Here is a 26,452-nt window from a genome sequence, read left to right on the forward strand (position 1 = left end):
TTCAACGGCTATTGCTTCACTTATCGAAAGACCTTTTACCGCAAAAAGAGAGCTCCCTTCAGGATAAGCATTCGCATATCCGTTTTGGCCGGAAACCCTTCTATTTGTCCTTTGACAGCACCAATTTCCTTTTTTATTCCTTCTTTTGAAATAAAGGTGCCTGAACCTATATAATTGGTATTTTTCCACCTTACCGCCGATGGATAATCTTCTATTGGATGGGAACACCCGCCCAGCAATATGAATAGTGTTACCCAAAAAGGGAATGCAACATATCTCATTTTTATATTGACCCTCTCCCCGGACACCTAAAGGGCTGCCGCACTTTTCTAGATTACTGCTGAAAAAAATAATAGGAACAGCCAAAAGACCGAAATAACTACGAATATAAGTTTATACCCTATGTCTTTATCGGTATTATTTTTTCTTTTCTTTGTATAGACCAGCCAGTAGACAATACTGCTAAACATTATAAGTATAGACAGAAAAGTGAATGCACCCGGACCCATAGACAAATCCCCTTACGCAAAAAACAGAGGCTTTAACCCTTCTGCCTGTTGTTTCATTCCTGTTTTAATACATTATCGTATAATTCATGAAATTCTTTAAAGTACTTTTGAAAAGCTCCCAGCTCTCCAATGAAATCCTTCTCAACTTCAGCGGGCAGCTTCTCTATTACTCCATTCACAGCCAAATCGTAGCTGTCATCAAAAGAATATAAGCCGTAATACTCGCTTTCCCACGATAATCCCGTATGTACCAAAAGCCGGGATGTTATCCGGATTGCCCTTTCAGCCGGCAGCTGCGCCAGCTCTGCCTTTTTATGAATAATGGATAAAACGACCTTTGCCATATGTTCTTCATCTTCTATGGCAGATAACTCAAATAGCTTTCTCTCGATATCATCCAGCTTTGATTTTGACATCATGGATACTTCGAGAAGCTCAACAGGCGGATGATCCATGGCTTCGATTACCCTGTCGCACCATTCAATGACTTCATCTTTATTCCATACTCCGCAGCCGATCCCTAAATAATATATACCTGCTAATGATTTTAAAAAATCCATCCATTCCACCGCCCTGTATATTAAGATCTCGGTCAGGCCTGCATATCAACAGTTACCGGAGATTTCTTTTAGCTGCGGGTCTGACGCTTCAACAATTCAATTATTTCTTCATTCTGCTTCACAATTGTCTTTATACCTCGTTCCATTTCTTTCGCCGAATCAGCCATTTTTTTCGAATCCTTTGCCAGCATCGGCAAATAATACATAAAAAAGACAGCCGCCCCCGCCACTAATAAATATACAAGCAGTTTCATCACCCCTTTTTTATTATATTGGATCAAATAGTATAATTTGTAAATGATGGGCCCTATGCTAAGGGAAGAAGATATAGCTGAAGCGAACGATGTGGCGTGCCATCCCTGCGCTGCTAAATTTGTTTAATTTCATCTGCGGTCATTCTGCCGCCGTGGTTTTATTCCTTTTCCGAAAAAAAAAGACACATTTCCCTTGTAAAATCGGCAAAGCGGCGTGATAGCCGCTATCAAAGAAAGACCTGCATTTTTATTTGAGAATCTCTATCTCGTGCCCGTAGGCTTGAGGTGGACTTGAATACATTACACCTTTGTATGACACTTTGACCTTTTGGCCGACTTCAAGATTTGAAATTTCCCGCTCATCCATATCCCTTGTGCGGATGAAAATTTGTCCCTTTATCTCCTTTTCACGCAGCTCCTGGTTGTTTACTTGCTCTAAAGCAGGAACTATAAAAATTCTATCCGGTGAAATAGACGCAATATAGCCCGTCGTTTCAGCAAATTCTGTAACAGCCTTCTTTTCACTGCCTTCTCCTTCAGCCACCGGCTTTTCCTGCTGTGCAGAGTCACCGTCATCGCCTGATGGCTGATCTGCTTGATTATTGTAGCAGGCACTTAAGACAGCTGTGAGTAAAAGAACTGCTATACTATTTTTTACTTTATACATGCTCAGAACCACCTTCCTTTTTCTACAGAAACACATTCGTTAGCTTAAGACAAATTACTTTTCCTCACCAGGAAGATTTAGATAGAAACTATCGACAATTGGATAGATATCTGGCGCGGTATGATAGTAATGATCACCTATTCTTGTTAAAGAAAATGAAAAAGTGACTTCTTCATCCCAGTAAAAAGCGATCCCGTAATTAAACCCGGATCTGTCTTCTTGATTTTCATCCGGAATAAACTTTATATCTTTTATATCATCGAGAAAGCTTTCTATAATCGTTTTATCTGTAATTGTTTTTGAGTATCCTGTGTTTCCATCGATAATTACTATTTTCGTTACTTCCTCAAGGTTTTTTTCATAAAATTGAGAAAGTATTTTTGTTTCCAAACCACACCCGCCTAAAAAAGCTGCGAAAAAAAAGAAAAAGAATCATCTCCTCATTTTGATGAATACCCCTTCTATAAACATTATTTTACCATAAAAAACCATATGCCTTTTGAATAATTTAAAAATAAAAGCAGCCAGAAGAATGGAGTCATTTTTCCGGCTGCTTTTTTACATACAACGGTATTTTCTTTTTCTACTTTCAAGACGGGGTTTCGTTGAAATAAGTGCCAAAAATCATTTTTTTTACTCCACTAGAAAATGTTTAAAAGGTCTTCGAAACTGTCAATTGCTTGCTCATATTCACTTACTTGCCCAAATCCGTATTTCGCATATATAAAAGGAATTCCGGCAAATCTGGCTGCTTTTAAATCACCTTCTGTATCTCCTATATAAACCGGGTTTGATAAATGATTCCTATCCATAATTAAGTTAATATTTTCCCCTTTTGACAGGCCCGTTCTCCCGGGGTTTTCAAAATCTGAAAAATACGTTTCAAGTTTATGGTACCTGTAGAAAACTTCTATGTAGCCTTCCTGACAGTTGCTGACAATGTACAGTTTGTATTTTTGCGAAAGCTCTTTCAGGACATTTTCTACATTTTCATAGAGAACCCCACCCTGTTTTTCCAGGAAAGCAATTTCCGCCTCACCACACTCCTTTACTAATTGCTGCCGCTGCTTATTGGGCAATTCAGGAAAAAGTTTCCTGCTTATCTCGTTCATCTGCAGCCCCATTATGTTTTCAAAGTCTTTCCGGGTTAATTCGCTTTTTAGTTTTCTTTTTATCACGCTGTTCCAGGCAATGAGAACGGTGTCTATGGAATCCCAGATGGTTCCATCTAAATCAAAGATGATACTGTCCAATTTATTAGTTCCTCCTTTAGTGTTATACCACTCCTGTTAAGCTGTATTGGTTTACTTAACTATTTCCATGTTTCCATAATCACACCTTTTTTTATTGTCTCACAAGAAATTGGTTGATTTTACATCAGGCGGTTTTGTAAGGAAGGTGTAAGAGAAATCGATAGCAGGGCTATTTATCAGAAGGTATAGTGTAAATAGAAATACCGGTGCGCGGACAGCGGTTAAAGGGGACTTGATTATGAAACGAATGGAAACGCTTGATGTGTTGCGCGGATTTGCCCTGCCTGGCATTATTTTGGTTAATATTCGGCAAATGGTCCATATGTCGACGGATGTGTCACAGACAGATTATCAGATTGCCTCTTTTCTTGATGCGGCAGTCACCGGCCGGTTTTATGTTATCTTCTCTTTTTTATTTGGGGTTGGTTTTTTTCTATCCGGGGCGGAAAAAAAGGACACCCTCTGCGCCGCTTATTCATGCGCAGGCTATTCACCTTATTCTTGATTGGGCTGGGTCATCATTTTTTTCGGCCCGGGGAAGCGCTTTTGTATTATTCGATCGTTGCCCTGCTGTTATAAGATTTAATTTTTATAAAAATTTTTTCAGCGCTTTACCAATACAGATAAGTCACCCTCAAAAACTTTTTCTTCTCGGTCATTAAAGGTCGATAACAATACAGTGAGGATGCCTGATTCTTTTTTTGTTGTTTTCTTATCAATCACCTCAACCATAATTTTCAGCTCATCTCCAGGGTAAACGGGCTTCATGAATTTTATATTATTCATTTGTGTTCCAGCAATTACATCGCCGCCATACATACCTTCTTCAACCCAGAGTTTAAATGTGATCGCCAGCGTATGGATACCGGAAGCAATGATTCCATTAAACCTTCCCTCAGCTGCTTTTTCCTCGTCCAAATGCATATACTGGGGATCAAATTCACCTGCAAACCTCACTATATCCTCTTTTGTTAATTTGAACGATTTAGTGTGAAACACCTGTCCAATTGTAAACTCATCAAATTTCATTCCTGCACCTCTATTTTATGTCGTTGTACTTGTTTATTTTAGCACCATGCAGCCGAAAAATCGGGAAAAATAATCGAATCGTTCGTTGATAACCTGCCTGTTCAACCGAACACATGACAAAAACGCCCTGGATTCTATAACCCGGGCGTTTTATTCTGGGCATTACAACACCACATAATGGCATTTATGTTTCATTTGCTCGATTGTATTACTTTTTTCATTTAGTATCGAACATTGATATATATAATACAAAGGCCAATTAATAAGCCTGGCAAAACTGAGAGAGTACAGGCAGAAGCTTTGCTCTTAATTTTTTGGCTTGCGAGAAACGTCAATGATCCTAACACGGCCAAAAAGAATAGAGGTGAAAACAACTCATTTTCAGTAGTATAGGTCATGAACCACCCGCACAGAATACCCAACAATACGTACAATAAATAACTTTTTGCTGTATTGTATTCTTTCTTTTTCACTAAAAATAAGCAGGCAGCTCCTAACAGACTAAATATATATCCAAAACCAGTAACATATACAAGGCCGACATAAAAGTCATCAAAAGATAATCCGTCAGCCATTATTAGTAAGCCTAACATCGTTACTATAACCGCACTTCCAGAGCCTTTCAGATAGTTGAGCATTCAAGATTACCCATCAAAATATCCTTTAACTGGCTTACGCTCCTGACAATATGAGCAGGGTTAGAATCGTTCAGTTCTTCAAATGAACCATATCCATAAGTTACTCCTATAGAGTGAATTCCGATGTTATTTGCACCAATAATATCGTGCTTCCTGTCGCCGATCATAACAAAATCATCAAGCGTATGTTCCTTATACTTATCTAGTATGTATTGGATGATTTCAGTTTTTGATGCTCTTGTTCCATCAAGGTTGCTTCCGACAATATGTTCAAAATACTGGTCAATATTAAAGTACTTTAGTATTTGTTCAGCAAATACAGTAGGCTTCGAAGTTGCTACAACTAAAGTAAATTGTTGTTCTTTTAACGACTTCAATAGCAATGCGATATTTGGATATAACACATTCTCAAACATTCCCTTTTCCTTAAACCTCTCCCTGAATAAGGCAATTGCTTTTTGTGTATTTTCCTCGTCGAAATTATAATATTCAGCAAATGAAACATGTAGTGGCGGACCAATAAAACATTCAAGCTTATCAATGTCAGGCTCAACAATGTTCATTTTTTGCAATGCATATTGAACCGATTTAGTTATTCCTGCCTTGGGGTCTGAAAGTGTTCCGTCTAAATCAAATAAAATAACTTTGTATGTATTCATATTGAACTCCCTTAATATATCTAATAGTCCCCCTGATTTTACCACAGTCTCTTATTGAGCTAATTTCCCTTTATTCTAATTTACTGCTTATAATACTATAAATCTCTTTACAAATGGTACCTCCACTTTAATATTCGGGAAAAACAGAGAGGTGCTCACACCTGTTGCTAATGAAGATAATAATGCAGCGGATATTGCGGTGAAGCAGTTCAATAAGGACATTTGCAAATTTAAAAAATAATGTAAAGAACATACTAAAAAGGCTGAAATCCTTGATTTATCAAGAATTCCAGCCCACCGATTAAGATGATCTTTGAGGGAGTTGAATTCCCCGGCCCCGCCCTGTCAATCCAAATCATTTAAATCAATCTAATTGTTATATACCGCCATGCTTAAACTGAACTTCCAGAGCGATTAAAAGACAGCCCTAATCTGCAATAACTCAAATTTATTTACCCTTTTATTCCGCCAATCATGACACCCTTAACAAAATACTTTTGTAAAAACGGATATAAGCAAAGGATTGGCAGTGTTGCTACGACAATAGTCGCGTATTTAACGGTCTCTCCTATAGGCATCGCATCCACTGCACTTACTCCTGTCGTCATGCTGCTAGTATCATTTGCAATTAGAATTTCACGTAATATGAGCTGTACCGGAAATAGCTCCCTATTTTGCAAGAAAATCATCGCATGGAACCAGGAGTTCCAATGATACACACCGTAGAAAAGAACCATAACAGCGACGACAGGCAGTGACAACGGCAGAATGATTTTAAAAAGAATGGTAAAATCATTTGCTCCATCAATACGAGCTGACTCTTCTAAGCTGTCAGGTATACCCTGGAAAGCAGTACGCATAATAATTAAGTTAAACGCGCTGACTGCTGTTGGGAGAATCAACGCCCATCGTGTATCAATCATATTCAACTCACTTACAAGCAAGTAAAGAGGAATCAGTCCCCCTTCAAAAAACATAGTGAAGACAATCATAAACATAATAAAGTTTTTCCATAGCACGTTTTTTCTAGAAAGCGCATATGCACCCAAAGACGTTAAGACAATATTTAGAGTTGTACCAACGACTACATAGAACAACGTGTTAAGATAAGAAGTTATAATCATTGGGTTTTTAAATACCATGTTATACGCGTCCAGGGTGAAATTCTTTGGTAAAAGCATAATCCCTCTAGCCTGGGCAACATAAGCAGGATCACTTACAGATGCAATTAAAATATAAAGTAGTGGGTAGAGGGTTACAATGGATAAAAGAACTAGAAATAGTATATTCCCGTAATCAAATAACCGCTCTCCGAGTGTTTTTTTCATCTTGTATCTCCCCCTACCATAATTTAGTGTCACCAGCTTTTCTTGCTATTCCATTTGCTATTACTAACAGTGTAAAAGCTATGATAGCTTTAAACAGCCCAACAGCAGCACTGTAGCTGAAGTCACTCTCTAAAATCCCTTTTCTATAGACATATGTTCCAATTACATCAGCCGTATCATAGGTTGTTGGATTGTACATTAATAATATTTTTTCATCACCCACTGTCATAAACTTGCCAATAAGCAATATTAGCAAGATGACAACTGTCGGCATAATACCAGGTAACGTAACATGAATCATTTGTTTAAACCGGCCCGCCCCGTCCATTTTAGCTGCTTCATATAATGAAGGATCAATGCCTGACATAGCCGCAAGGAAAATGATCGAGCTCCAGCCAACGTTTTGCCAAATATCCGAGCCTATATAAAGTGTTCTGAACCACTCTGATTCCCTCATGAAAGCAATTGGCTCAATGCCAAATAAAGATACTAAAATATAATTGATCACTCCGTCTCTTGCCGTAAAATCATATAATATACCCACTATAACGACCAGCGAGACAAAGTGAGGCATATACGTAACCGTCTGGACAGTTCGTTTGAATACTCTGCCTCTCACTTCATTAAGTAATAACGCCAGTATAATTCCTGCTGGAAAAGCAAAAATCAAACTATAAAAGCTAAGAAGAATGGTATTTTTCAAAAGCCGTCCAAAATAGAAACTATTAAAAAAGTCTTTAAAATGCTCAAACCCTACCCAGGGACTTCCATGAAAACCAAGTGCAGGTGAATAATCCTTGAAAGCAATTTGCAATCCATACATAGGCCCGTATTGGAAGATAATATAATATAAGACAACCGGTGAGATCATCAAATATATAAGCTTATTTCTTTTAAAATCTTTGACCGCCTTATTTTTGAAGTTCGTCACTCTATCACCAAAACTGCTTTTTTGTTTAATAGAGCCAGCAATAATTTCCTTTTCTACTTTTGCCATATCTTCACCCCGTTTTCTATGATACCCGGATGGATAAATGCGGCCGTGTCGGGATTTCCCTCGAAACAACCGCATTAAGGAACTTAATTATCTTTCATTGTAGCGGTCCAATGCAGCCTGCTGCAGCTCAGTCGCTCTTTGAATACCCATCCCTTCTAATGTTGCAACGAAATCTTCAAAATTATCCAGCGGCTCTTCGCCCATGATGAATCTAATAACTGTTTCATCATAATACGTGTTTAAGTCACTCATGATTGAATTAAACTCTTCACTTTCTTCAGCGTTTAACGTAGTAGGAGGCAAATTAATTTTATTCTCTGCTGATTCACCCCATAAATCCACGGATTCTTTTTGTTCAGGCAATTCATAGTATTGTTCTAAAAAACGTTTATCTTGAATAAGCGGTCCACCATAAGATGCTCTTATATATTTACCAAGAGCCTGTGTCATTGGAAGACCCTCTGAATTATCCGTCATTTCCTTCGTGTAAGTAGGGTATCCGTCAATCATTTCATAGCTTTCGCCTTCAATACCAAAGTTAAAAAGCATATGTCCTTCCTCTGAATAAGCAAAATCAAGCCATTTAACAATTTCTTCCGGATTATCAGCTGAACCTGAAATGGCCGCACTGTGCATACCCTCATATGGATGTGCTAGTTGGCCTGTAGCGGCCTTTTCCCCTTCTTTAAGGCTGGGATGAGGAGCGGGGGTAAGCTTAAAATCGGGATTTCTGTCTTTCATTAACCCTGTATATTTACCAATTCCACCACCACTAAAGCCATAGAAACTGCCAAGCTGGTTATTTGTTACCTTGGCATCCATTAACTTGGAATCAACTGCAGCAAAATCTGAATCAAGTAATCCTTCCTCATACCATTTATTCATCGTTGTTAAAAATTCTTTAAATTCCGGCTGTACAGACCCGTATTTAACAGTCCCATTGTCGTTATAGAATTGAGCATGGATTCCATATGCACCAACAAATGCTCCTATATGCTTCATGTCATTCAGCTGGACCATGAGCGGTATTTCATCCTTTTTGCCATTTCCGTTAGGGTCCTCATTTTTGAAAGCTGTTAAAACGTCTTCCCATTCACTAATCGTCGATGGCCTTTCTAAATTAAGCTTGTCCAGCCAATCTTGGCGGAGGATCATACCCATAAACACCATTAATGATTCATCGCCACGAAGAAAAGGAAAAGTATAAATATTCCCCTCGTCGGTTGTAACCATTTTCTTAACCTCTGGGTTCTCATTTAAATAACGATTTAGATTCGGTGCATAGTTCTCAATCAACTCATTTAATCGTATAATTGTACCCGCTTCAATTGCCTGATCGGGTCCTTTTGGAACAGTCCGCCAATTGTATTCAATGACATCAGGTAATTTTCCGGATGCAACCATTAAGTTAAATTGTTCAGTAATATCTGTTCCTTCCCCGGATGGATGTTTGAACTCAACCGCTGTGCCCGTAATTTCTTCTAACTTTTTATAAGCTCCGACATCGTTAAGGCTTTGTGAAGTCGATGCCACATTCGGAACTAATTCAGTCCAGTAAATAATTTGATCTGGATATTCAACTTCCTCCGGGCTTTTCATTTCTGCTGTTTTCTTTTCTCCTTGCTCCTTTGCCTTATCAGATGTCTCGTTGACTGAACATCCAACAATTGACAATAGGAGCGTTGGCATCAAAAGAACACCTGATAACGCTTTCACTTTTTTCTGCATTTGACTCTGTCCTCCCTTATCGTTGTGATTTGACCCCTTGCTCGCACTAATCATAAACCCAAAAGAGCTTAAAAATACATGATCAATTCTTTTGATTGATTATCAAAATGTTGTAACGTCCATTATCTATTCTTGATTGCATTATCAACTTCTTATATATACATACTTTTTAATTATTTCTTCCCATAATGTATAATAAAAGCCCTCTACCATAATGTCATAAGACAAATATGGTAAAAGGGCTGTCTATAACTATAACCACTGGTGCTAGCCTTTTCATCATTTGGCCTGTATGATCTTTTAAATAATCTCCCGATACTGCCCAGGTGTAACACCCTCAACTTTTTTGAACACCCTGATTAACCCTACACTGTTTGCATACCCTACCTTTGTTGCAATCTCTGATATCGTAAGCTTTCGATTTGGCAGCAGCTTCTTAGCTTCCTCTATTCTAATTTGAGTAATAAAATCTGACAGAGTAATACCACCTTGCTTCTTAAAAAATGAAGACAAATATGACGAATTCATTGCAAAATGTTCAGCTATCAACCCAAGACTAAGCATATTGTCGGTAAAGTTCTCTTCAATAAAAGCAGCTATCTCCAGATATAAGCGTTCCCCTTGAGTAGATTGTTTTTCCTGTACTTTAAGACAATAATCATAATATAGAGATTTTATTTTTTCCTGCAATTCTTTGACTGTCCTGCATTCCGAAATAACTTTAAACGGTTTGTGCAATTCGATAATCCTTTTTTTATCTTCGCCACCCAGCGTACTAAGCAGCTTAACCCAGGTACTTAATAAATCATAAGATAAACATTTGCTTATCTCGGGTGTCATTTCTTGCTGCACATTATTACTAAAAATCTGGTCAAGTACTTTTTCTACATTTACAAAATCAGCGTTTTTGGCAAAATTAAGTATTTGAACTTCCGTTTCCACAGGGTAATGGTAATCATATTCATTATTATTCTTAATATCATTATAAAAAATAATGGAACTTGGCCCTTTTATCATCCTGTAATCTAAAGCCATGACCGATTCTCCGTAACATTCAGTAATTTTATTCAGACCATAATGAATTTGACTGATTGCTGCGGAAATCTTTATACCGAATTGTTGATCTAAAATGTCCATTAATTCTCTGCTAAGGTCCAGCTGCCTGCTTCTTTCACTATCTGAATCAGTATGATGATTATTTAAGATAAGAAGCTTTTCGCGTTCGATTTCAATAATATATCCATTATCACCAAATAACTCTTCACTAAGGTTAGCAATAATAAATCTGGTCAGTACCCAATTCGTTTCGGTATTTTCATTATTAAACTGACAGAAATCATCAATTTGAATAATGATTACGCTGAAATAATCTAATGTAAAGCTGACACCCATACTGTCTAACTCGTTTTTGGGGATCGTCGTTACATCTACTTGTCCCCTTATCAACCGTAAAAGAAAATTAGACCGTATTACTGGTTTTTGTTGAGAAACAATACGCTGTAATTGTGATTGTTCATCCATGGAACTAAGGATTGTTTGCTTTATTAAGTCCATCTCATTTGTGAATTTACCCATTGGATTATTTTTACCAATGACAGTATTGACAACTTCGCGAATAGGCCGATAATTTTTATTTGCTAAATAGTAAGAAACCACTACTCCAATAATAATTGATACCAGCATCATACTCAGTGCCCATAACTTCACATTATTCACTTTGGACAATACAAACTCTCTCGGTACTAAAGATACGTAAGTCCACCCATTTTGCTCTGAAACAATATAGGAAGCAATCATATCCTTCCCATTTACCTCTTTTGCAAAAAATCCCGCATTATCATTTAATAATTGTTTTATTTCTCCAAAAGCACCTTCATTATCACTGGTAGACATCATGACCTCTTTATCCTCATCAGCTATATATATTACACCTTTGTTTAAGCCTTCAATTTGCTGGAGCATTTCTTTGATCTGATGTTCAGAAATGTGGATCATTAACGCTCCTTTAACATCTGATATTTCTCCATACGGCAATGATTGTATAAATGTAATGATACGCTCCTCTCCAGAATTCATAGTAATTTTCTCTGAAGGAAAATAGCTGTTCAAATGAAAGCCGGACATTCTATTATTCATTATTTCTTCATATGAACTATTTTCATAACGCTTAATATGATTAAAAAATAAGAATGAATCCGTTTTCATTTTTGGCGAGAGCAACACATCAGATTGGGAAAAATAAACATAATAATCATTACTATTTGTACTAACAGGCTGGTATGTTTTTAACTCATTTACGTAGTCAATATATTCATAATTACTTATATTTTGCTGGTTCATCATCAGCCGATTTAACTTCTGATCCAAGGAAATTTGTAATGATAATTGCTCGATTTCTTTAAACCGATTATCTAATACATCTCTTACCTGCTCCAGCATAACGGTATTTGATTTATTCGCGTTCTCCACCATAAGGGCTTCAATCCTGTAAAATAAAATAATGCCAATAATAACAGGTAAAAGTAAAACGATTAAATACGAAATAAGGAGCTTCATAAAAACAGTTTTACGCGTTTCACCCATTAGTAAGCGCCTCCATCCTAACACTATGTCACCCCCTATCCTGTGTAATTGCACATTTTTCAAACAAATTACTTTATATTTTTCGTTTCTTCTTTTAAAATATAACCTTCATCATTATTTATTTTTGGTAAAGACATAGATGCAATTTTCATAATGATTAACGCAAATACGCTAATTCCAAGAACCGGAATTAACCCAGGGATCCATCTTAGTAAATACAATAAGGCAATTATGCTCACCATCAAGAATATTGTGTGGAAGGGTCTTCCTATTATTAGAATAATAGTGTATTTAAAATACCCTAATACATTCATCTTATAGTGGACAAATACCGGAAAAATATAAGTTATTAACGCCATATATATTACTATTAATACGAACACAACAATAATTAACACTTGATTCAATATACTTGGATCCAGCTTATTCAGTATATATATATCCACGAAAAGAATAGCCCCTATTGACAAAATGATACTACCTAGAAAATTTGATTTAATAAACTCTAATTTGTAAGTGCTCCAAAATAGTTGAAAGATAGAGACATCTTCGTCGTGCATAACTAATTTCCTTATAACTGCAAATAATGCTGCGGTAGCTGGAAAAAAACCAAAAATAATAAGACCCAGTCCTGTGAACATAACCCATAGTATATTTAAAATTAATAATTTCAGGACCCAATCACCAAACCGCATATACCATCCCGGAATTCCCTTCATTTCCTATCCCTGCCTCGCAATTGGTTAAATTTTTTTATTGTTTAAAATATTCTGGATTAACTGATTATGATTATACTTTTGTATCTCAAAATCAGTACGGATGCTCTTCAAGGAATTATTCCAGCAATTGCTTTATTCATTTGCTTTCCCGCCTTAACCATTTCTTTTTTTAAAAAAGATTACTCGTAATAAGGATGGCAATATTCCTGTCCATTACAGCTTCGTCAATCCTTCACAAGACAAGTAAAAGGCACTACCCTAAAGGTTAGCTGCCTTTTTTAAAATGAGCGGCGAGATGCACTCCGAATGTTCAGAGTGTATGCGGCAAAACACGAGGAAATAGAGACTTTTTTTTCAACCGGAACCAGCAGATCCGTACCGGGGAAAAGTCCTGGTAATCACAGACTTTCTCTCATATAAAACAACTACTTCTGATAGGAATGGAATATGTCCTTTACTTTACTATAAGCAAGCTTTTCTCTTCTATAAATATCGACTAATCCTTTGTTATTCTGGGATTTTGGCCTTCCATGAAACCAGCCGCTGTCTACCCTGCAATCTGCATACTGCCAGATAATCACACCACTTAAATCCTCATCGGATAAAATAGAAGTCACTTGCTCCGTTAAAGCATGCTGCTGATATTCTTCAGTCCACTTTTCCTGGTTATTACTTCTAAAACCATAAATTGCACCCGCTCCTATTTCGCTAATGAGTAATGGTTTACCTGCTCCACCTGTGTTATTAACAAAATTTTTAAGAGTGCTCAATGAATCTTTTACCGGTGTATCATGATACCAGCGCGGATAGATATTAAAAGATACAATATCAACCAGGTCCAGGCACAAATCTGAGCCTATATGAGCTTCAAGACTTGCAAAGGATACCGGCCGGCTGGAATCCAGGCTCTTAATAAGTTCAAACTGCCTGGCATAGCAGGATCTCCCAAATTCTGTGTTGCTCACACATTCATTTAAAATTCCCCATATAAAAATAGATGGATGGTTTATATGATTTTCAATCATTTCTTTAATACAATCCAAACTTTGTTTTTCAAAGTTTTTGTGTCTCATCTGTTCTTCATTTAATCCTCTTGCGTGAGACTCTTCCCATACCAATATCCCATTTTCATCACATAAATCCAGGAATCGCTCATCATTGGGATAATGACTAGTACGAACGCAGTTTGCACCTAATGATTTAATCAATTCGATATCACGATACATTGCTTCAATGGGAATCGCACATCCAAATTCCGCATAGTCTTCATGGCGGTTTACGCCTTTGATGATCACTTTTTCTCCATTAAACAATATATCCTTTCCGTCGGCTTTTATATCACGAAAGCCTACTCTGTCTATGATATCGTCCACTACTTTATCATTGTATAAAAGACTGGCATCCATCATATACAATTTAGGATTTTGCAATGTATATGCAGCTGCAAAAGGAAATTCAAAGGTATTCTCCAATAGTGTTTCAGCATTCGGAGGAAGTACTTTGTCAGCAAAGGAAACCTCTTCATCCCCGATCTTAATTTTCAGTGTTATATTCTTTTGCTCATTGGAAAGATTACTTACCGAGGCACTGATTGATGCACACCATTTCTCATTTTCCCGATATGGAATAAAGCGGACATTTTTAATAAACATTTCACCTATCTCTTCCATTACTACCGGACGGGTGATTCCACCGTACGAATAGTAATCATTGCTCACATGCAGAGCAGATTCCTCGTGGAAAGAATTATCCACTTTAACCTCCACTAAATGCTCACCATAGGGGATATCCTGTAATAATACGCTAAATTCAGTATAAGCATTATAGTGGTATCCAACCTGTTTCTTGTCCAGGTAGACATGTGCCGTATGGCTGACTCCTTTGAATACCAGACGAGCATTGGCTCCAAAGGTTACTTTCTTAGAATACACTGCCTTTCCCTTATAAGAAACCAGCCTGGGATTGCTCTCCCAGCAGCCTGGAACAAGCATTTTAAATTCCTCCTGCTTCTTCTCCTCCGAATCCAAGGTATGAAAATCCCACATAGGATCAAGAGGGATTTCTTTACGTACAATGTGATTTTGAAATAATCTCGTATTCATTAGCTTCCTCCATAACATTGTGCTTTTTGATGACGCTTACATTACATAAGAATACTGATAAAAAATAAAACAGAATTAACTATCAAGTTCTTTATCATAGTTAAAATATAAAGAATTGCCGTACTAATTCCAATAAAATATAATAAGATAAAACTGATATATTCTAAGGTGATGATGTTATGTTTAAAATTCTGCGCATGGGTTGTAATACGATACATGACAAATACTTTTCGGTTAATCGCCCTAATGGGTATGAATGGAATCTTCTTTTGCTTGTAAAAACTCCGGCAGTTTTTATTATAAATGGAGAGTCGATAGCTACACCTGCTGATACCCTCATCATCTATGATCGGAATTTCCCTCATAAATATAAAACAAGCGGCGCTGAGTATAAAAATGACTGGATACATTTTGAAATTGATCCGGTTTTTCTTAATCAATATCCCATAGAGCTAAATACACCATTGTATATCTCAAATCCTTATTATATATCCGATTTAATTCAGAAAATGGCAAATGAGTTTTACTCAAACAATCCTTACAAGGAGCGCACCATCGAATATTTGATGCAGATTTTATTTGTAAAAACGAAAGAACAAATGGAGACAAAGAACTTTCACCCCTGGCACTCAAAAATTCATAATGAACTAATTAAACTAAGAAGTGAAATACACAGCAACCCGCAAAACAACTGGTCAATACCATTAATGGCTGATAAGCTGCATATAAGCTGTGGCTATTTACAAAATATTTATAAAGATGCCTTTAACATCTCCTGTATGTCGGATGTTATAGAAAGCCGCATTACTTATGCCAAAGAGCTTTTAATCGAATCAGATTTTCCAGTCGGTGAAATATCGAGTTTATGCGGCTATCAAAATGACGTCCATTTTATGAGACAGTTTAAGAAGCTGACTACTTTAACTCCCACTGAATACCGCAGGTTGAACAGCAAACGGTAACAGAGGGGTTTCCTTCTGCACTTAATTCGCTGGCAATGTGAAGGAGATTTTTCCTGATGAATGGTAAAAAGACTTCTTAAAATCACGAAGAAAAAAGAAAAGAAGCCCACTATCTGCATATAGCAGGCAGTCAGCTTCTTTTTCTTTAAATAGACTTTTTCAGACCCTCGCCTGGCGGGCAGCCGAAACCGGGGTGATCCCCAAAGGCACAACCGCCGGTAATCGTTTGTTGGCGGCCTGAATCTGCTTCCCGCCCGGAGCAGGCTGTGGTTTATTCTAAAATAATCTCTCCCGTATGTTTTGCATTTTCTATAATCGAAAACACTCTCGAATAACAGCTCTGAATCGTTTTCTTTGTTTGTTGATGATCGTACAGGCTCAATCCGAAATATGTATCATGAAAGTACCCAATCAAATAATCACCTGATTGTGATGCATGGGCGTCTTCATAGGAAAGCTCTTCATCAATAAATGCTAAATATACCTTCTCGGACTCGATAAATACAAAAGGAACAGGAGACTTCAGGTAAGCGGCCGCGTACTCGGGCTCTGCTGCTTCCGGTAAATGATCTTTGGTGATAAACACCGCATCCGCATTTTTAATATTTCCTTTTTCCACGTCTTCGAGGGTCAATGAAATAAACTGCACATTGCTTTCCCTCATTTCAGGAGGTTTACCCACAATGCCGATTTCCAGGCTTCCCCCTGTATATAATGGTGAATGGAAGTTATTCACTTCCTGACTGCAAGCTGACAGCATTGAAGCCAAAATAAGCAGCAGAATGGGGTTCAAAAGGCGGTTCCGCATGCTCCTCCTCCTTTTATAAAATGACTATATAACATCAATTCCAGCTTGCTTAAATGGCTCCAGCACCTCCGGGTAACACATTGAAACATAATCCACTTCTTTTAAATTCGGTAAATTCTGAAAGCCTTCAACAGAAGTTACATCAAATAAACTGTCCTCGCCATCCCAATCGGGCTTTAAAATATGGTAAATGTCATTGCCCCCGTCAAAACAAAGGGATTCAACCTTGTCAAGGTCCCTTTTTTCCAGAGTTACTTCTTCTAAATAGTCCCTGATTTCTTCAATAGGCCCATTTCCAGCATACCATTCAAAACAACTGGTATACTTATTTTTCAATTCTATTAACTCTTCCAGAAAGAGAGGCTCTTTGTCCAATAATGCTTCGATGACCACCAATTTAAAGTTAAAATCCTGAAACATTCCGCTTTTATCCATGATCTTGCCTCCTAATTTATTAACTGACCCAGTCTGAACGTTAAACTTTTGAAAAAAATAGAAAAAATAAAAGATTATCCCTCCTGCTTATTATACAATACTCTTATATCACAAATTCAATAGATATAGTGGATACGTTACAGAGGGAGGAGGATGAACCATGAGGTTTGTGGATGAACTGGCGGATTTTTTATATGATATTTTCGCGTTTATACTGCGGCCGGTCAGCTATTTCGCTGCCGGAATGATCCTTGTTTCGCTTCCTCTTTATCTGATTGTCTGGATATTTGGCTTCTTTCATTAAAATGGAAGTCATTTTTTTACGAAATACCAGACCATGTTGAAAGATGGATCCCCGGGTCTCCAGGTGATCCATCTGTGTTTTACTCTCTCCAAATTAATTGATAATGGATTTTAACGTGTTCATAATCCCTTCTGAATACTGCCCTTTCGCAATCGCTGAATAAGCATTTTTTGCTTCTTGTGTCGCATTCTGTACCAGGTAACCATATTTCACGGTTTCCAGCATGCGCAGGTCGTTTCCGCTGTCTCCAAACGCAAAAGCATTTTCTGGCTGCAAATGATATTTCGCCAGCATAAATCGTACAATTTGATCTTTTCCGGTGCCGATTGGAATAAAATCCACATCAAAACTATCTTCTGGATCGCCAGCAAGAGGATTGCAGCGATTGATATTGACTGCCACCCTGTACTTCTTTCCTGCTGCTTTAATGGCTAATAAATTTTCCTCGTCTACTATTTCACTTTGCTCTTTATAGTAATAATTATATTTATAACGAGAGCTTCCCAATTGCGTTTGCGGGCTTAAAAGAATATTGTTTTTCTCATGCAGAAAGGTAACGATCTCTTCAATCTTCTCTTTAGTGAAATTTTCACTTACGGTTCGAGAATGCCATTCCATATCCTGCCGGCCGAAGTTATGTTCCGAAAAGTAGGTGATTTCCGTTCCCAAATCACTCGCTATAAAATGGGGGAAAAACCTGAGCCCTCCCCGTTTCATTTTGTCTAGAATCGACTCGATGCTGCTTCCGGTAACCCACCCAATAACAAGTGTCCCTTCTTCACTTTTTTGCTTTGCATAATCCTCAAGCTCGTACAAATCTTGCTGACGCTTATTACTCATGGTGTGAGGATAATATGTTTCATCAAAATCACAAAATACAATGTATTTTGGGTTTCTGACAGGCGGTAGCAACGTAAATTCCGCTTTTTTATTTAATAGCATTACTAATCCCTCCATCACTCTGTTTTATTCTTCAAAGGTGAGCCCTCTATCCCAGACAGTGAAAAAATTCTATACGTGACCTTTTGGCAATTCAGGCAGTTCACGTATTCCTGATTTCCCTAAATCCCCCGGTCCATTGCTGCATTGTCGACGCCTGACATTATTCAATGAGACATGCGCAATACATTGTAATCCAATAGCCGCCTGTTGCAATTATGTCCTTTTTTTGTAAATATGGAGCTAACGTGCCTTCTAGCTGATCGAGACATGGACCTTCTTCGCACATTTATGATCCTGTAAAGGCTTTTAAAATGTCCCGGCGACCTTTGAGCTTGACAAATGTCTGCAAGATACCGCTTCTCCAACTGCTTATCATTATGTGGAACTTACAAGCTCATATTAATTTCTGAAATCGATAACATGTCAACATTTTTTTAAGGATGATAAACGATGGCCAGTATTGATGAAATAGCTAAATTATGCAATGTTTCAAAAACAACCGTATCCCGTGTGCTTAATAATCACCCGTATGTATCGAAAGAAAAAAGAGAGCAAATCTTAAAGGTAATAAAAGAACTAGATTATACACCCAGCTCGCTTGCACGTAGTCTTAGAACCAGTAAAACTCATACAATCGCTGTATCGGTTCCAAGTATTGACCATCCATTTTTTGCTCAGCTCATTAAAGGTATTTCTCATGAAGCCTTAACATACAGTTATAAATCCCTTATCTTTCAAACTTTTTATAATCAAGCAGTCGAATTGGAATTGATGGAGCTGCTGCGAAATAAAGAAGTCGATGGAATTATTTTAGGGGCACTGGAAAATGAGTGGGAATTGATAGAGCCTTTTTTAAAATACGGCCCCATTTTATTATGTAACGAATACCACCCTTCAGCTGATATACCTATTATAGGTTATGACGAATTTGAAGCCGCCTCCAAAGCTGTCAGCTATTTAATCGAAAAAGGGCACCAGAAAATAGGGTTCTGCTATGATCACTCCTACAGTGAAGCCCAGCGACAACGAAAAGCAGGGTATCGAAAGGCTTTATTGGCTCATAAACTGCCGCACAAGAAAGAATGGCTATTCGGTAAAGCATTTGATATTGAAGATGGATTCCGTATCTTTAACGAAATCTATAAGTTAAAAGAAAAACCTACTGCTTTGTTTACAGGAAGTGACCAGGTGGCTGCGGGAATTATTAAAAAAGCGGTCTCCAGTGGATACAAAATACCAGAGGACCTGGCTGTGATCGGATATGACAATCAATTAATCTGCCAGGTATCGGCTCCCGCTATTACAACAATTGATATACCCATTATGGAACTGGGACAGCAAGCCGCTCGCATATTGATACAATCGATAAAACAGCAGGCGGAATTAAAGCGGGAAGTTGTAAGGCTGGCTACGAAACTTATTATAAGGGAATCAACGTAGATCCATCTGAATAGTAAAGAGCCGTTTCATCCGTTTTTGAAGAATTCCGGACAAAAAATCCACAAATCGATCTTTTATGCAGTGAAACAAGCGATAGGACAATCCCTTAAAAAAAGTGCAGAATAACAGCGCTTGATCCAGGAAAGAAATGGCGGCATTCACAGGGCTACGCGTTCCATTTGTAAAATTCCTGCTGTTTTATAAAAAGCAAAACAGCTGGTAATGCCGCGATGATCCTGAAGCCCGGGGAATGGCTTGCCTAGAATTGGTGATAAGCAATGAAAGCATTGAACTTGATAAGGAGGCCTGGCTTTCAAACGGGGGCTGAATTACTTGACCACTACATGGTCCGACAAAATTTTATCCGTCAAAAGCCTGTACAGCTTTTCTGAGTCTGCTTCATTCAATTGAACATATAAGGGCTTGCCTTCAACGGTAAGTTCAACCTTTTTGTCCCCGGGACTTACCCAGCTGTTCCTTGCTTCAAAAAAACACCCCGGATTTTCGAAATCCAGAGCGCCATAGTTACTTTGTAGAGGCAATTGATAACCACCTTTATGAGGCATGAAAAAGAAATTCAATTGAGCCTCCTGGATATTTCCGGAAATAAGAATTGATCTTCCTTATGATCAAAGATAATATGTAACTGAGGCCGGTATTTCTCAATGCACCTGATTACGATTAATACTACATACTTTTGTGGACACACTTTTTGTTCAACTGTTTGCATTTTGTGTACTGATTACTACAAGGAGCTGAGTAGAATGGAACTTTTATTACTGGCAGTAAGATTTTTGGCAGAAGTCTCTTCCGCTATTGCCGTTCAGGCTTTCGATTATTTCAACGACAAATAAAGAGGTGCCGTATGTCAGTATTTATATTTGCAATCAGCCATATAGCTATTGGCTTACTCCTAATTGCTAAATACAAGGAATTGCCAGGTCCATTGTTCACGCTCATCGGTTCATTTTCTGTGATGAGCCTGTTTTATTGGTCAGCTGCGGTGTTAGAAATGCTTTTTCTATAAGGCAGCCGCATTTTTTCAACTTTTATCTCCTGCAATAATTTATTTTCGTATAGATAATTACCCCTATAATCTCCCTGCTTTTAAGCTTCACTACCTTGTTAATTTGTGACCTCAAAAGGGGCCGCAAGCGTAAATTGAGATTTTTGTTTCGCAGGAAAAACGGATAATGATCCTATACTGTCCGGGGTCCAGCTTCTCCTCCAGTTAATCAAGTGAAAAAGGAATTTTCCCTTCGCTCTCTGACACCATGCCTGTTCCTGCTCCGAGACAGTTTTTTATTTTCTCTTACGGCATCGGCTTAAAAATAAAAATGAAAGACTGTGAAGCCTTTCATTTTTCAGATATGCTGGAAGCTTTGAATAGTTTTTCAGTGAGAAAATAAGCGAGTGTTGCTGCTGCAAACATGATAACAGCAAAGGTTTCGTTTAAAGATGTTTGACCGAAAGCTGTCTGTGAATCTAGACTGCCTCCTGCTGAAGAAAAATCAGGCGCATACGACAGGGTAAGAAGCAGGCCGATTCCGATCTGGGCGGCCGTAAACAGCAAAGCAAAGCTAATCAAAAAGACGAAATATTTTTTGATGATCCTCACTCCTTTTTCCCATTTACGCATATGTTTGGTTCAGGTTTCAAATTTTCACAATATTTCCACAAAAAAACCTTAGAAGAACCATCATCATGGCTGGCAGCTCGTCAAATAAAAACAAGCACAGGGAAGCCCATGTTATAGGGCTTCCCTGTGCTGCCTGTTGCTTCATTTTACATTTCTTTAGATGATTTTGCCTTTTATAAATCCTCTTTTTCCATTGATTTATCGGCCGGTGCAAACCAGCCGATCAGGGCAATGGCCACCAGTACGCCGTAGAAAATTAATGTCCAGACGGTACTGTGCGGAAAATCATGATCCAGGACCCCGATATCCTCATGGGCAAGCGTAATGACCGCAAGCTTGACACCGACCCAGGCCACAATGGCATAAGCGGTTGTTTCCAGTGCGGGACGCTGGTCAAGAAGCTTCACGAACCAGGTTGCTGCATACTTGATCAGGATAAGGCCCGCAATTCCTCCGAGAAGAACCACAAGGAACTTTCCTCCATCCATGCCGCCGAAATTGCCAAGCGGTGAATCTGGAAGACCGAGAGCAAGCGCCACCGCAGCCAGAATGGAATCAATCGCAAACGCAAGGTCCGCTATACCAATCTTTCCGACTGTCGGCCAGAAGCCCATCCCTTTCGCTTCCTCTTTGACCTCTTCGCGAATATTCTCGTTTTCTTTCCCGAACCTCGCTTGAATTACATGCTTTAAGCCCAGGTAAAGAAGGTACAGTGCTCCTATCGCCTGGATCTGCCAGACGTTGGCGATAAATGAAATGGCAAAAAGCGCCCCGAAACGGAAAACAAAGGCCATAAGGATTCCGTAACTTATCGCTTTCTTTTTTTGATCTTCAGGTAAATGCTTGGCGATAACCGCCAGTACAAGGGCATTGTCGGCCGATAACAGGCCTTCCAATCCAATTAAAATCAGCAATGCCCAGGCATACTCCAGCCAGATTGAATCCATCAACATCTTTCCTTTCCTAAACACAAAATGGGATGTAATAGTTGCAATACCATACTATTCCCCTTTATGATACACAGGCAATCTTATTAAATAAAGTTTTGTTCTTAAAATTTTTTCTATATCTCTTGTTTTTTCTGCCGGCCAACCGTAAAGGCATTGTTCGCCCGGTGAAGCATTTATGTGAAAGGAAAAGCTATTTGCGTTTAAAATTAGCCGCCTGCCGCCTTGTTTGTCTTGAATTTAAAATAAAAAGAAAAACACAAAATAACTGTCGCTGTTGCGGATGCTCCGAGTATATATACACCATTCCAATCATTTAAACGCCCAGTTAGTATCCAGGTTTGATAGGGAATAAAAAGAATACAAAAAACAAGCAAGAGCCCCCAGACCATCATAATTGCATTTTTCTTTATTTTCTTCGCCGCTGACTCGGGCTTTATCCTTTCAATTGAGATTATTTTTCTTAGGACTGTTAAAGAAGTAAGAACAGCAGCAGCCAAAAAAATAATATTCACAGAATTTTCTCCTTTTCTCCCACTGAATTAATTTTTTTACTGAAGTAATATAACCTGCTTCGCTAGTTTAATAGCTTTCATACAAGCATCCGCCTGCTGTTTCAGTTGTCATTTTTTAACCCTTTGGTTTCTTTTTCCGCCATTATTCTCTCCCTTTTGCTATTCCATGCAGTTATACTTCTCTGTCCCGGCACCAAATTCCTTGTTCCGCATAACGTATAACCTGCCTTCTTTCGGCGCTTTATTCTGCTTTTATGGCCGGTATTTTTCAGTTTTAGGCGGTTTTTCGCATGTTTTGGCCGGTATTCTTATTTACCGGCCCAGAGAAGCGAAATACCGTCCTTTATTTCATTATTCCGCCCCGGGAGAAATTGCTTCAGTTCGGATGAAATCAGAATCCTTCACAATGAATCTGTAAAAGATCTTGCTCACACAGATAAGTGGAAACTAAAGCGGAAATTCGACCTGCTCAGGGGGTTAACTTTATTACCACACTTGATGAATTAATTACAGCGTTATTTCTGAGATATTGCTTTCGCTTTAAAATAAAAAAGACCAGCGTTTGAAATGGCTGATCTTTTTATTAGTTTAAGGGTTTACCTGGCACTTTAACCCGGAAAGGACGCAGACTTACTGATTCCCGGTGAAAACCGCGCAGGATAAAAAATTGGTCTGCGCTTTGCCTGCAGGCTGAGGAACATGTTATGAGTCTATTTTGCCCGGTGAACAGTAAGATTTACCTTGTTTGTCTCACACATAAAAGTAGATAGGTGGACAGGCTCATCGTTCGCATCAAAAGCAATTTTTATAATTTTAAAAAGATTGGATCCAATATCACACTCTAACAATTTTGCATAATGCTTTGTAGCTCCAATTACATCAATAATTTTATCATTGCTGACTATTTCTGTATGGTAATCTTGCAAAAGAGTTTTATATGTAGATTCACCCCCTGCAATTTTCTTTTCTAAATCTGGAAAGCGGATGAGCGAATAATGCGCAATATCATAAAAAAGAGGGCGGTCATTGACATACATAAGACGTTCAAGTTCCAGAACGGGGCTTCCTTCTTCGATTAAGAGATGCTCTGCAACATATTCAGTTGCCGGTATAACCTCACTTCTTAAAATCCGGGAATTAGGGATCATGCCCAACTGATGGCTGAACTCTGAGAATCCGCTTACAGACAATAGTTCATTATGGAACTTTTTTGATGTCACAAACGTGCCTCTGCGCGGAATACGTGTCAGCGTGCCGTCTTTCACCAGTTCCTCGATGGCTTTTCGTATGGTAATACGGCTTACGCTGTATGTTTCACAAAGTTCTGCTTCCGTTGGGATCTGTTCATCCGGTTTGTACTTTCCGTGCTGAATATCATTCTTCAACATTTGCCTTATCTGCATATAAAGTGGCTGGGGAGTTGAAGGGTTTAAGGTCATATCTTGTTTCATCCTTATCAATTAATAGATTATGTAGTATCTATTATACATAAATGGCCACCCCCAGTCACCAGGCACCAAAATATCTAATTGTCTTCGCAGCTGTTTCTGTACCCAGCTCTAAGCATTTACTGACAGGGAGCCCGTCCAATATTCCATAAATAAATCCGGAAATAAAGGAATCTCCCGCTCCCATTGTATCAACTACATTCTTTTCAACTACGCCGCATTGATAAAATTGTTCACCATCGTAGGCAAGTGCGCCGTTTTCCCCCAAAGTCGCCACCACAATTTTAGAACCGAGATTTTTTACTTTTTTTAAAAACAGGCGAATAAAGTCATCGTCCTTTGTATACGAGAAAAAAGAGTAATCCACAAACCTGGGTAAAGTATTTACCAGACTATGATTTAATTTATCTGAAAAATCAAAAGAAGTGGCCAATCCCCTTTTTTTAAAAGATGAATAATAGCTTGCAGCATGACCCCAGATTCCCGCATGGACGAGTTGATGCGTCCCAATAAAGCTAAGCTCTTCCTGTGTTAAAGAGAAATCAGCCATTACGCCTTCATTGTATTCTCCAAAAGCCCTGTCGTTTTCCACCAATTCAACAAAGGTAACGGCTGTTTTTCCCTCTTTACGAGAAAGGCAAGTGATATCCACCCCCTTATCCTGGATGGCTTTGATCATTTTATCACCATATGAATCGGTGCCCACCCACCCAATATAAGCAGAATCGGCACCCAATTCCTTTAAATAGACAGCTACATTAACCGGATTCCCCCCCGGGTAAGCTTTCCCGCTTGCCTTATAGACATCCATGCAGTTATCTCCAACTGTTGCAATTTTCATCCTTTCCCCTCCCTCTATAAATGCCCGTGCATTGAAAGAAATGAGCACTAGGGTATAGTGCTCATCGCGTCGAAATTCTTAATATTCCATTTGCCGGTAGTATCTTCTAAGATCCAGTGAATGATTTCTTTCACGTTCCAAGTGCACGCTAATCCGGCTTAAAACAGACCAGTTGATACTAACTGCAAAATGCTTTCTAAATTCTTCACTGATGCCTGGCATGTCAAAGTCTTTCGTGTCAATAACTGTCAGTTCTTTTGTAACCTTCTCCGCGAATCTTTCAACGCGGTCCATCAGCGGCCGTGTTTCGTCTTCACCTTTCAGCAGAATAACGCTTGTATCTTCTACAACAAGTTCAAGTGTGCCATGGAAAAACTCAGCTGCATGAATCGATTTGGCATGTATCCACTGCATTTCCTCTAAGATACACATTGCATAGGAATAAGTGTTTCCCCACAGGTTACCGGAGCCGACCATCATATGGTAGTCTGTCTCCTTGTGCTTAACAGCGAATTCTTCTGCTTTTTTATCAAACGCTTTCACTGCATCTAAAATTGCCCTTGGAAGCAGAGCGACCTCCTCTGTGAATTGCTTATATTGAGGAAACTCATTGTTATTGTACATAAAACGGAAAACGATCATGTACAGAAGCATAAAGAAAGTATCAAAAGAATGTTTCTCAGACCCTGTCGTGATACAGTAGTCGACAGCTTGCGTTAGAGGCGTGTTTGGCTCAGCTACTAAAGCAATAGTAGTAGCTCCTCTCTCTTTACAGTATTCAGCAGCTGCAACGGTTTCTTTTGTTGTGCCTGACACAGAGGTAAAAATGCAGACAGAGTCTTTGCTGAAATGCTTATTGTTCATTACCATAAATTCAGCCGCAATTTCAGCATGGACATCGATAGTAGAGTTTGATTTTAAAATGTATTCATATGGATACATCATGGCGATCGTGCCGCCCGCACCGATAAGAAAAATATTACTGTATCCTCTTTGTGAGATCCCATCCACAATATTTTCAATTTGCTCTCTAAAACCAAGGCCCTCTTTCTCTACAAGATTAAGAAATAATTCTTCATCAAATTTAAGCATAAAATTCTTCCTCCTCTAATCGAATCCATATAAGTTGCAGTACAACCTCAAAA

30 protein-coding genes are annotated in these 26,452 nt (G+C 38.5%); 5 read left to right on the forward strand and 25 right to left on the reverse strand.

The window, feature by feature from the left end:
* Positions 1-35: 35 nt before the first annotated feature.
* The 6 genes from VP98_RS01795 to VP98_RS01825 all read right to left on the reverse strand — a co-directional run bounded on the left by VP98_RS01795 (position 36) and on the right by VP98_RS01825 (position 3,243).
* Positions 36-281 (reverse strand): hypothetical protein, encoded by a 246-nt coding sequence (locus tag VP98_RS01795; protein WP_046173588.1) that lies wholly within the window; start codon positions 279-281, stop codon positions 36-38.
* 281 nt (positions 282-562) lie between these two features.
* Positions 563-1,069, reverse strand: coding sequence for a hypothetical protein (locus tag VP98_RS01805; protein WP_046173590.1), 507 nt, complete (start codon positions 1,067-1,069; stop codon positions 563-565).
* Between the two features lie 68 nt (positions 1,070-1,137).
* Positions 1,138-1,323 carry a hypothetical protein gene (locus VP98_RS01810; protein WP_046173591.1) on the reverse strand — a complete coding sequence of 62 codons (186 nt, stop codon included), beginning with the start codon at positions 1,321-1,323 and terminating at the stop codon, positions 1,138-1,140.
* Between the two features lie 247 nt (positions 1,324-1,570).
* Positions 1,571-1,990 carry a DUF3221 domain-containing protein gene (locus tag VP98_RS01815; RefSeq protein ID WP_046173592.1) on the reverse strand — a complete coding sequence of 140 codons (420 nt, stop codon included), beginning with the start codon at positions 1,988-1,990 and terminating at the stop codon, positions 1,571-1,573.
* Positions 1,991-2,044: 54 nt separating this feature from the next.
* A complete protein-coding gene (locus VP98_RS01820) occupies positions 2,045-2,380 on the reverse strand; it encodes a hypothetical protein (protein ID WP_046173593.1) in 336 nt (111 codons plus the stop codon).
* 251 nt (positions 2,381-2,631) lie between these two features.
* On the reverse strand, positions 2,632-3,243 hold the full coding sequence (locus tag VP98_RS01825) for an HAD family hydrolase (protein WP_046173594.1): 612 nt from the start codon (positions 3,241-3,243) through the stop codon (positions 2,632-2,634).
* Positions 3,244-3,481: 238 nt separating this feature from the next.
* Between VP98_RS01825 and VP98_RS01830 the strand changes: the two genes are divergently transcribed.
* Positions 3,482-3,748: a heparan-alpha-glucosaminide N-acetyltransferase domain-containing protein gene (locus tag VP98_RS01830; RefSeq protein ID WP_046173595.1), complete on the forward strand. Its 267-nt coding sequence runs from the start codon at positions 3,482-3,484 to the stop codon at positions 3,746-3,748.
* Positions 3,749-3,846: 98 nt separating this feature from the next.
* On the opposite strand, the gene VP98_RS01835 is transcribed toward VP98_RS01830, so the two are convergent.
* The 9 genes from VP98_RS01835 to VP98_RS01875 all read right to left on the reverse strand — a co-directional run bounded on the left by VP98_RS01835 (position 3,847) and on the right by VP98_RS01875 (position 15,026).
* Positions 3,847-4,272 carry a MaoC family dehydratase gene (locus tag VP98_RS01835; protein WP_046173596.1) on the reverse strand — a complete coding sequence of 142 codons (426 nt, stop codon included), beginning with the start codon at positions 4,270-4,272 and terminating at the stop codon, positions 3,847-3,849.
* 221 nt (positions 4,273-4,493) lie between these two features.
* The gene (locus VP98_RS01840; RefSeq protein WP_046173597.1) at positions 4,494-4,910 is read right to left on the reverse strand and encodes a hypothetical protein; all 417 of its coding nucleotides are present in this window, start codon (positions 4,908-4,910) and stop codon (positions 4,494-4,496) included.
* The gene (locus VP98_RS01845) at positions 4,895-5,569 is read right to left on the reverse strand and encodes an HAD family hydrolase (RefSeq protein WP_046173598.1); all 675 of its coding nucleotides are present in this window, start codon (positions 5,567-5,569) and stop codon (positions 4,895-4,897) included. The genes VP98_RS01840 and VP98_RS01845 overlap by 16 nt, the downstream gene beginning before the upstream one ends.
* A gap of 452 nt (positions 5,570-6,021) precedes the next feature.
* Positions 6,022-6,897 (reverse strand): carbohydrate ABC transporter permease, encoded by an 876-nt coding sequence (locus VP98_RS01850; protein WP_046173599.1) that lies wholly within the window; start codon positions 6,895-6,897, stop codon positions 6,022-6,024.
* 13 nt (positions 6,898-6,910) lie between these two features.
* Positions 6,911-7,894 (reverse strand): ABC transporter permease, encoded by a 984-nt coding sequence (locus tag VP98_RS01855; protein WP_082087793.1) that lies wholly within the window; start codon positions 7,892-7,894, stop codon positions 6,911-6,913.
* A gap of 87 nt (positions 7,895-7,981) precedes the next feature.
* A complete protein-coding gene (locus tag VP98_RS01860; protein ID WP_046173600.1) occupies positions 7,982-9,622 on the reverse strand; it encodes an extracellular solute-binding protein in 1,641 nt (546 codons plus the stop codon).
* A 300-nt stretch (positions 9,623-9,922) separates the two neighbouring features.
* On the reverse strand, positions 9,923-12,205 hold the full coding sequence (locus tag VP98_RS01865) for an AraC family transcriptional regulator (protein WP_046173601.1): 2,283 nt from the start codon (positions 12,203-12,205) through the stop codon (positions 9,923-9,925).
* A gap of 68 nt (positions 12,206-12,273) precedes the next feature.
* Positions 12,274-12,924, reverse strand: a complete 651-nt coding sequence (locus VP98_RS01870) for a YesL family protein (protein ID WP_052712094.1) — start codon at positions 12,922-12,924, stop codon at positions 12,274-12,276.
* 425 nt (positions 12,925-13,349) lie between these two features.
* Positions 13,350-15,026 carry a glycoside hydrolase family 2 protein gene (locus VP98_RS01875; RefSeq protein WP_046173602.1) on the reverse strand — a complete coding sequence of 559 codons (1,677 nt, stop codon included), beginning with the start codon at positions 15,024-15,026 and terminating at the stop codon, positions 13,350-13,352.
* A 179-nt stretch (positions 15,027-15,205) separates the two neighbouring features.
* Between VP98_RS01875 and VP98_RS01880 the strand changes: the two genes are divergently transcribed.
* Complete coding sequence (locus VP98_RS01880) at positions 15,206-15,988, forward strand: AraC family transcriptional regulator (protein ID WP_046173603.1); 783 nt, start codon at positions 15,206-15,208, stop codon at positions 15,986-15,988.
* 271 nt (positions 15,989-16,259) lie between these two features.
* Here VP98_RS01880 and VP98_RS01885 read toward each other — a convergent pair whose 3' ends face one another.
* Together VP98_RS01885 and VP98_RS01890 are read right to left on the reverse strand one after the other, a co-directional pair.
* Complete coding sequence (locus VP98_RS01885; RefSeq protein WP_052712095.1) at positions 16,260-16,796, reverse strand: hypothetical protein; 537 nt, start codon at positions 16,794-16,796, stop codon at positions 16,260-16,262.
* 24 nt (positions 16,797-16,820) lie between these two features.
* A complete protein-coding gene (locus VP98_RS01890; RefSeq protein WP_046173604.1) occupies positions 16,821-17,231 on the reverse strand; it encodes a DUF6892 domain-containing protein in 411 nt (136 codons plus the stop codon).
* 160 nt (positions 17,232-17,391) lie between these two features.
* Here VP98_RS01890 and VP98_RS19045 point away from each other — a divergent pair, with 160 nt between their 5' ends.
* Positions 17,392-17,535 carry a hypothetical protein gene (locus VP98_RS19045; RefSeq protein WP_197076536.1) on the forward strand — a complete coding sequence of 48 codons (144 nt, stop codon included), beginning with the start codon at positions 17,392-17,394 and terminating at the stop codon, positions 17,533-17,535.
* A gap of 93 nt (positions 17,536-17,628) precedes the next feature.
* On the opposite strand, the gene VP98_RS01895 is transcribed toward VP98_RS19045, so the two are convergent.
* Entirely contained in the window at positions 17,629-18,477 is an 849-nt protein-coding gene (locus VP98_RS01895; protein WP_046173605.1) for an HAD-IIB family hydrolase, read from the reverse strand.
* Between the two features lie 450 nt (positions 18,478-18,927).
* On the opposite strand from VP98_RS01895, the gene VP98_RS01900 reads away from it, so the two are divergent.
* On the forward strand, positions 18,928-19,917 hold the full coding sequence (locus VP98_RS01900) for a LacI family DNA-binding transcriptional regulator (protein ID WP_046173606.1): 990 nt from the start codon (positions 18,928-18,930) through the stop codon (positions 19,915-19,917).
* Between the two features lie 329 nt (positions 19,918-20,246).
* Here VP98_RS01900 and VP98_RS01905 read toward each other — a convergent pair whose 3' ends face one another.
* Positions 20,247-20,498: a hypothetical protein gene (locus VP98_RS01905; protein ID WP_046173607.1), complete on the reverse strand. Its 252-nt coding sequence runs from the start codon at positions 20,496-20,498 to the stop codon at positions 20,247-20,249.
* Between the two features lie 284 nt (positions 20,499-20,782).
* Between VP98_RS01905 and VP98_RS18735 the strand changes: the two genes are divergently transcribed.
* On the forward strand, positions 20,783-20,944 hold the full coding sequence (locus VP98_RS18735) for a hypothetical protein (protein WP_156151288.1): 162 nt from the start codon (positions 20,783-20,785) through the stop codon (positions 20,942-20,944).
* A 330-nt stretch (positions 20,945-21,274) separates the two neighbouring features.
* Here VP98_RS18735 and VP98_RS01910 read toward each other — a convergent pair whose 3' ends face one another.
* The 6 genes from VP98_RS01910 to VP98_RS01940 form a co-directional block, all read right to left on the reverse strand.
* Entirely contained in the window at positions 21,275-21,535 is a 261-nt protein-coding gene (locus VP98_RS01910; protein WP_156151289.1) for a hypothetical protein, read from the reverse strand.
* Positions 21,536-21,729: 194 nt separating this feature from the next.
* Complete coding sequence (locus tag VP98_RS01915; protein WP_046173608.1) at positions 21,730-22,503, reverse strand: TerC family protein; 774 nt, start codon at positions 22,501-22,503, stop codon at positions 21,730-21,732.
* A gap of 209 nt (positions 22,504-22,712) precedes the next feature.
* Positions 22,713-23,018, reverse strand: coding sequence for a hypothetical protein (locus VP98_RS01920; RefSeq protein WP_046173609.1), 306 nt, complete (start codon positions 23,016-23,018; stop codon positions 22,713-22,715).
* Positions 23,019-23,728: 710 nt separating this feature from the next.
* Positions 23,729-24,457 (reverse strand): GntR family transcriptional regulator, encoded by a 729-nt coding sequence (locus VP98_RS01930; RefSeq protein ID WP_046173611.1) that lies wholly within the window; start codon positions 24,455-24,457, stop codon positions 23,729-23,731.
* Between the two features lie 67 nt (positions 24,458-24,524).
* Positions 24,525-25,307, reverse strand: a complete 783-nt coding sequence (gene frlD, locus VP98_RS01935; protein WP_046173612.1) for a fructoselysine 6-kinase — start codon at positions 25,305-25,307, stop codon at positions 24,525-24,527.
* 78 nt (positions 25,308-25,385) lie between these two features.
* Positions 25,386-26,399, reverse strand: coding sequence for an SIS domain-containing protein (locus VP98_RS01940; RefSeq protein WP_046173613.1), 1,014 nt, complete (start codon positions 26,397-26,399; stop codon positions 25,386-25,388).
* Positions 26,400-26,452 lie beyond the last annotated feature (53 nt).

The organism is Domibacillus indicus (assembly GCF_000970685.1).
Taxonomy (GTDB): Bacteria; Bacillota; Bacilli; order Bacillales; family Domibacillaceae; genus Domibacillus; species Domibacillus indicus.

What these genes read in the sequence shown, in the direction of transcription:
- VP98_RS01795 (WP_046173588.1), bottom strand. Translation starts at nt 281, where the DNA reads ATGAGATATGTTGCATTCCCTTTTTGGGTAACACTATTCATATTGCTG.
- VP98_RS01805 (WP_046173590.1), bottom strand. Translation starts at nt 1,069, where the DNA reads ATGGATTTTTTAAAATCATTAGCAGGTATATATTATTTAGGGATCGGC.
- VP98_RS01810 (WP_046173591.1), bottom strand. Translation starts at nt 1,323, where the DNA reads ATGAAACTGCTTGTATATTTATTAGTGGCGGGGGCGGCTGTCTTTTTT.
- VP98_RS01815 (WP_046173592.1), bottom strand. Translation starts at nt 1,990, where the DNA reads ATGTATAAAGTAAAAAATAGTATAGCAGTTCTTTTACTCACAGCTGTC.
- VP98_RS01830 (WP_046173595.1), top strand. Translation starts at nt 3,482, where the DNA reads ATGAAACGAATGGAAACGCTTGATGTGTTGCGCGGATTTGCCCTGCCT.
- VP98_RS01835 (WP_046173596.1), bottom strand. Translation starts at nt 4,272, where the DNA reads ATGAAATTTGATGAGTTTACAATTGGACAGGTGTTTCACACTAAATCG.
- VP98_RS01840 (WP_046173597.1), bottom strand. Translation starts at nt 4,910, where the DNA reads ATGCTCAACTATCTGAAAGGCTCTGGAAGTGCGGTTATAGTAACGATG.
- VP98_RS01845 (WP_046173598.1), bottom strand. Translation starts at nt 5,569, where the DNA reads ATGAATACATACAAAGTTATTTTATTTGATTTAGACGGAACACTTTCA.
- VP98_RS01850 (WP_046173599.1), bottom strand. Translation starts at nt 6,897, where the DNA reads ATGAAAAAAACACTCGGAGAGCGGTTATTTGATTACGGGAATATACTA.
- VP98_RS01855 (WP_082087793.1), bottom strand. Translation starts at nt 7,894, where the DNA reads ATGGCAAAAGTAGAAAAGGAAATTATTGCTGGCTCTATTAAACAAAAA.
- VP98_RS01860 (WP_046173600.1), bottom strand. Translation starts at nt 9,622, where the DNA reads ATGCAGAAAAAAGTGAAAGCGTTATCAGGTGTTCTTTTGATGCCAACG.
- VP98_RS01865 (WP_046173601.1), bottom strand. Translation starts at nt 12,205, where the DNA reads ATGGGTGAAACGCGTAAAACTGTTTTTATGAAGCTCCTTATTTCGTAT.
- VP98_RS01870 (WP_052712094.1), bottom strand. Translation starts at nt 12,924, where the DNA reads ATGAAGGGAATTCCGGGATGGTATATGCGGTTTGGTGATTGGGTCCTG.
- VP98_RS01875 (WP_046173602.1), bottom strand. Translation starts at nt 15,026, where the DNA reads ATGAATACGAGATTATTTCAAAATCACATTGTACGTAAAGAAATCCCT.
- VP98_RS01880 (WP_046173603.1), top strand. Translation starts at nt 15,206, where the DNA reads ATGTTTAAAATTCTGCGCATGGGTTGTAATACGATACATGACAAATAC.
- VP98_RS01885 (WP_052712095.1), bottom strand. Translation starts at nt 16,796, where the DNA reads ATGCGGAACCGCCTTTTGAACCCCATTCTGCTGCTTATTTTGGCTTCA.
- VP98_RS01890 (WP_046173604.1), bottom strand. Translation starts at nt 17,231, where the DNA reads ATGGATAAAAGCGGAATGTTTCAGGATTTTAACTTTAAATTGGTGGTC.
- VP98_RS19045 (WP_197076536.1), top strand. Translation starts at nt 17,392, where the DNA reads ATGAGGTTTGTGGATGAACTGGCGGATTTTTTATATGATATTTTCGCG.
- VP98_RS01895 (WP_046173605.1), bottom strand. Translation starts at nt 18,477, where the DNA reads ATGCTATTAAATAAAAAAGCGGAATTTACGTTGCTACCGCCTGTCAGA.
- VP98_RS01900 (WP_046173606.1), top strand. Translation starts at nt 18,928, where the DNA reads ATGGCCAGTATTGATGAAATAGCTAAATTATGCAATGTTTCAAAAACA.
- VP98_RS18735 (WP_156151288.1), top strand. Translation starts at nt 20,783, where the DNA reads ATGTCAGTATTTATATTTGCAATCAGCCATATAGCTATTGGCTTACTC.
- VP98_RS01915 (WP_046173608.1), bottom strand. Translation starts at nt 22,503, where the DNA reads ATGGATTCAATCTGGCTGGAGTATGCCTGGGCATTGCTGATTTTAATT.
- VP98_RS01930 (WP_046173611.1), bottom strand. Translation starts at nt 24,457, where the DNA reads ATGACCTTAAACCCTTCAACTCCCCAGCCACTTTATATGCAGATAAGG.
- frlD (WP_046173612.1), bottom strand. Translation starts at nt 25,307, where the DNA reads ATGAAAATTGCAACAGTTGGAGATAACTGCATGGATGTCTATAAGGCA.
- VP98_RS01940 (WP_046173613.1), bottom strand. Translation starts at nt 26,399, where the DNA reads ATGCTTAAATTTGATGAAGAATTATTTCTTAATCTTGTAGAGAAAGAG.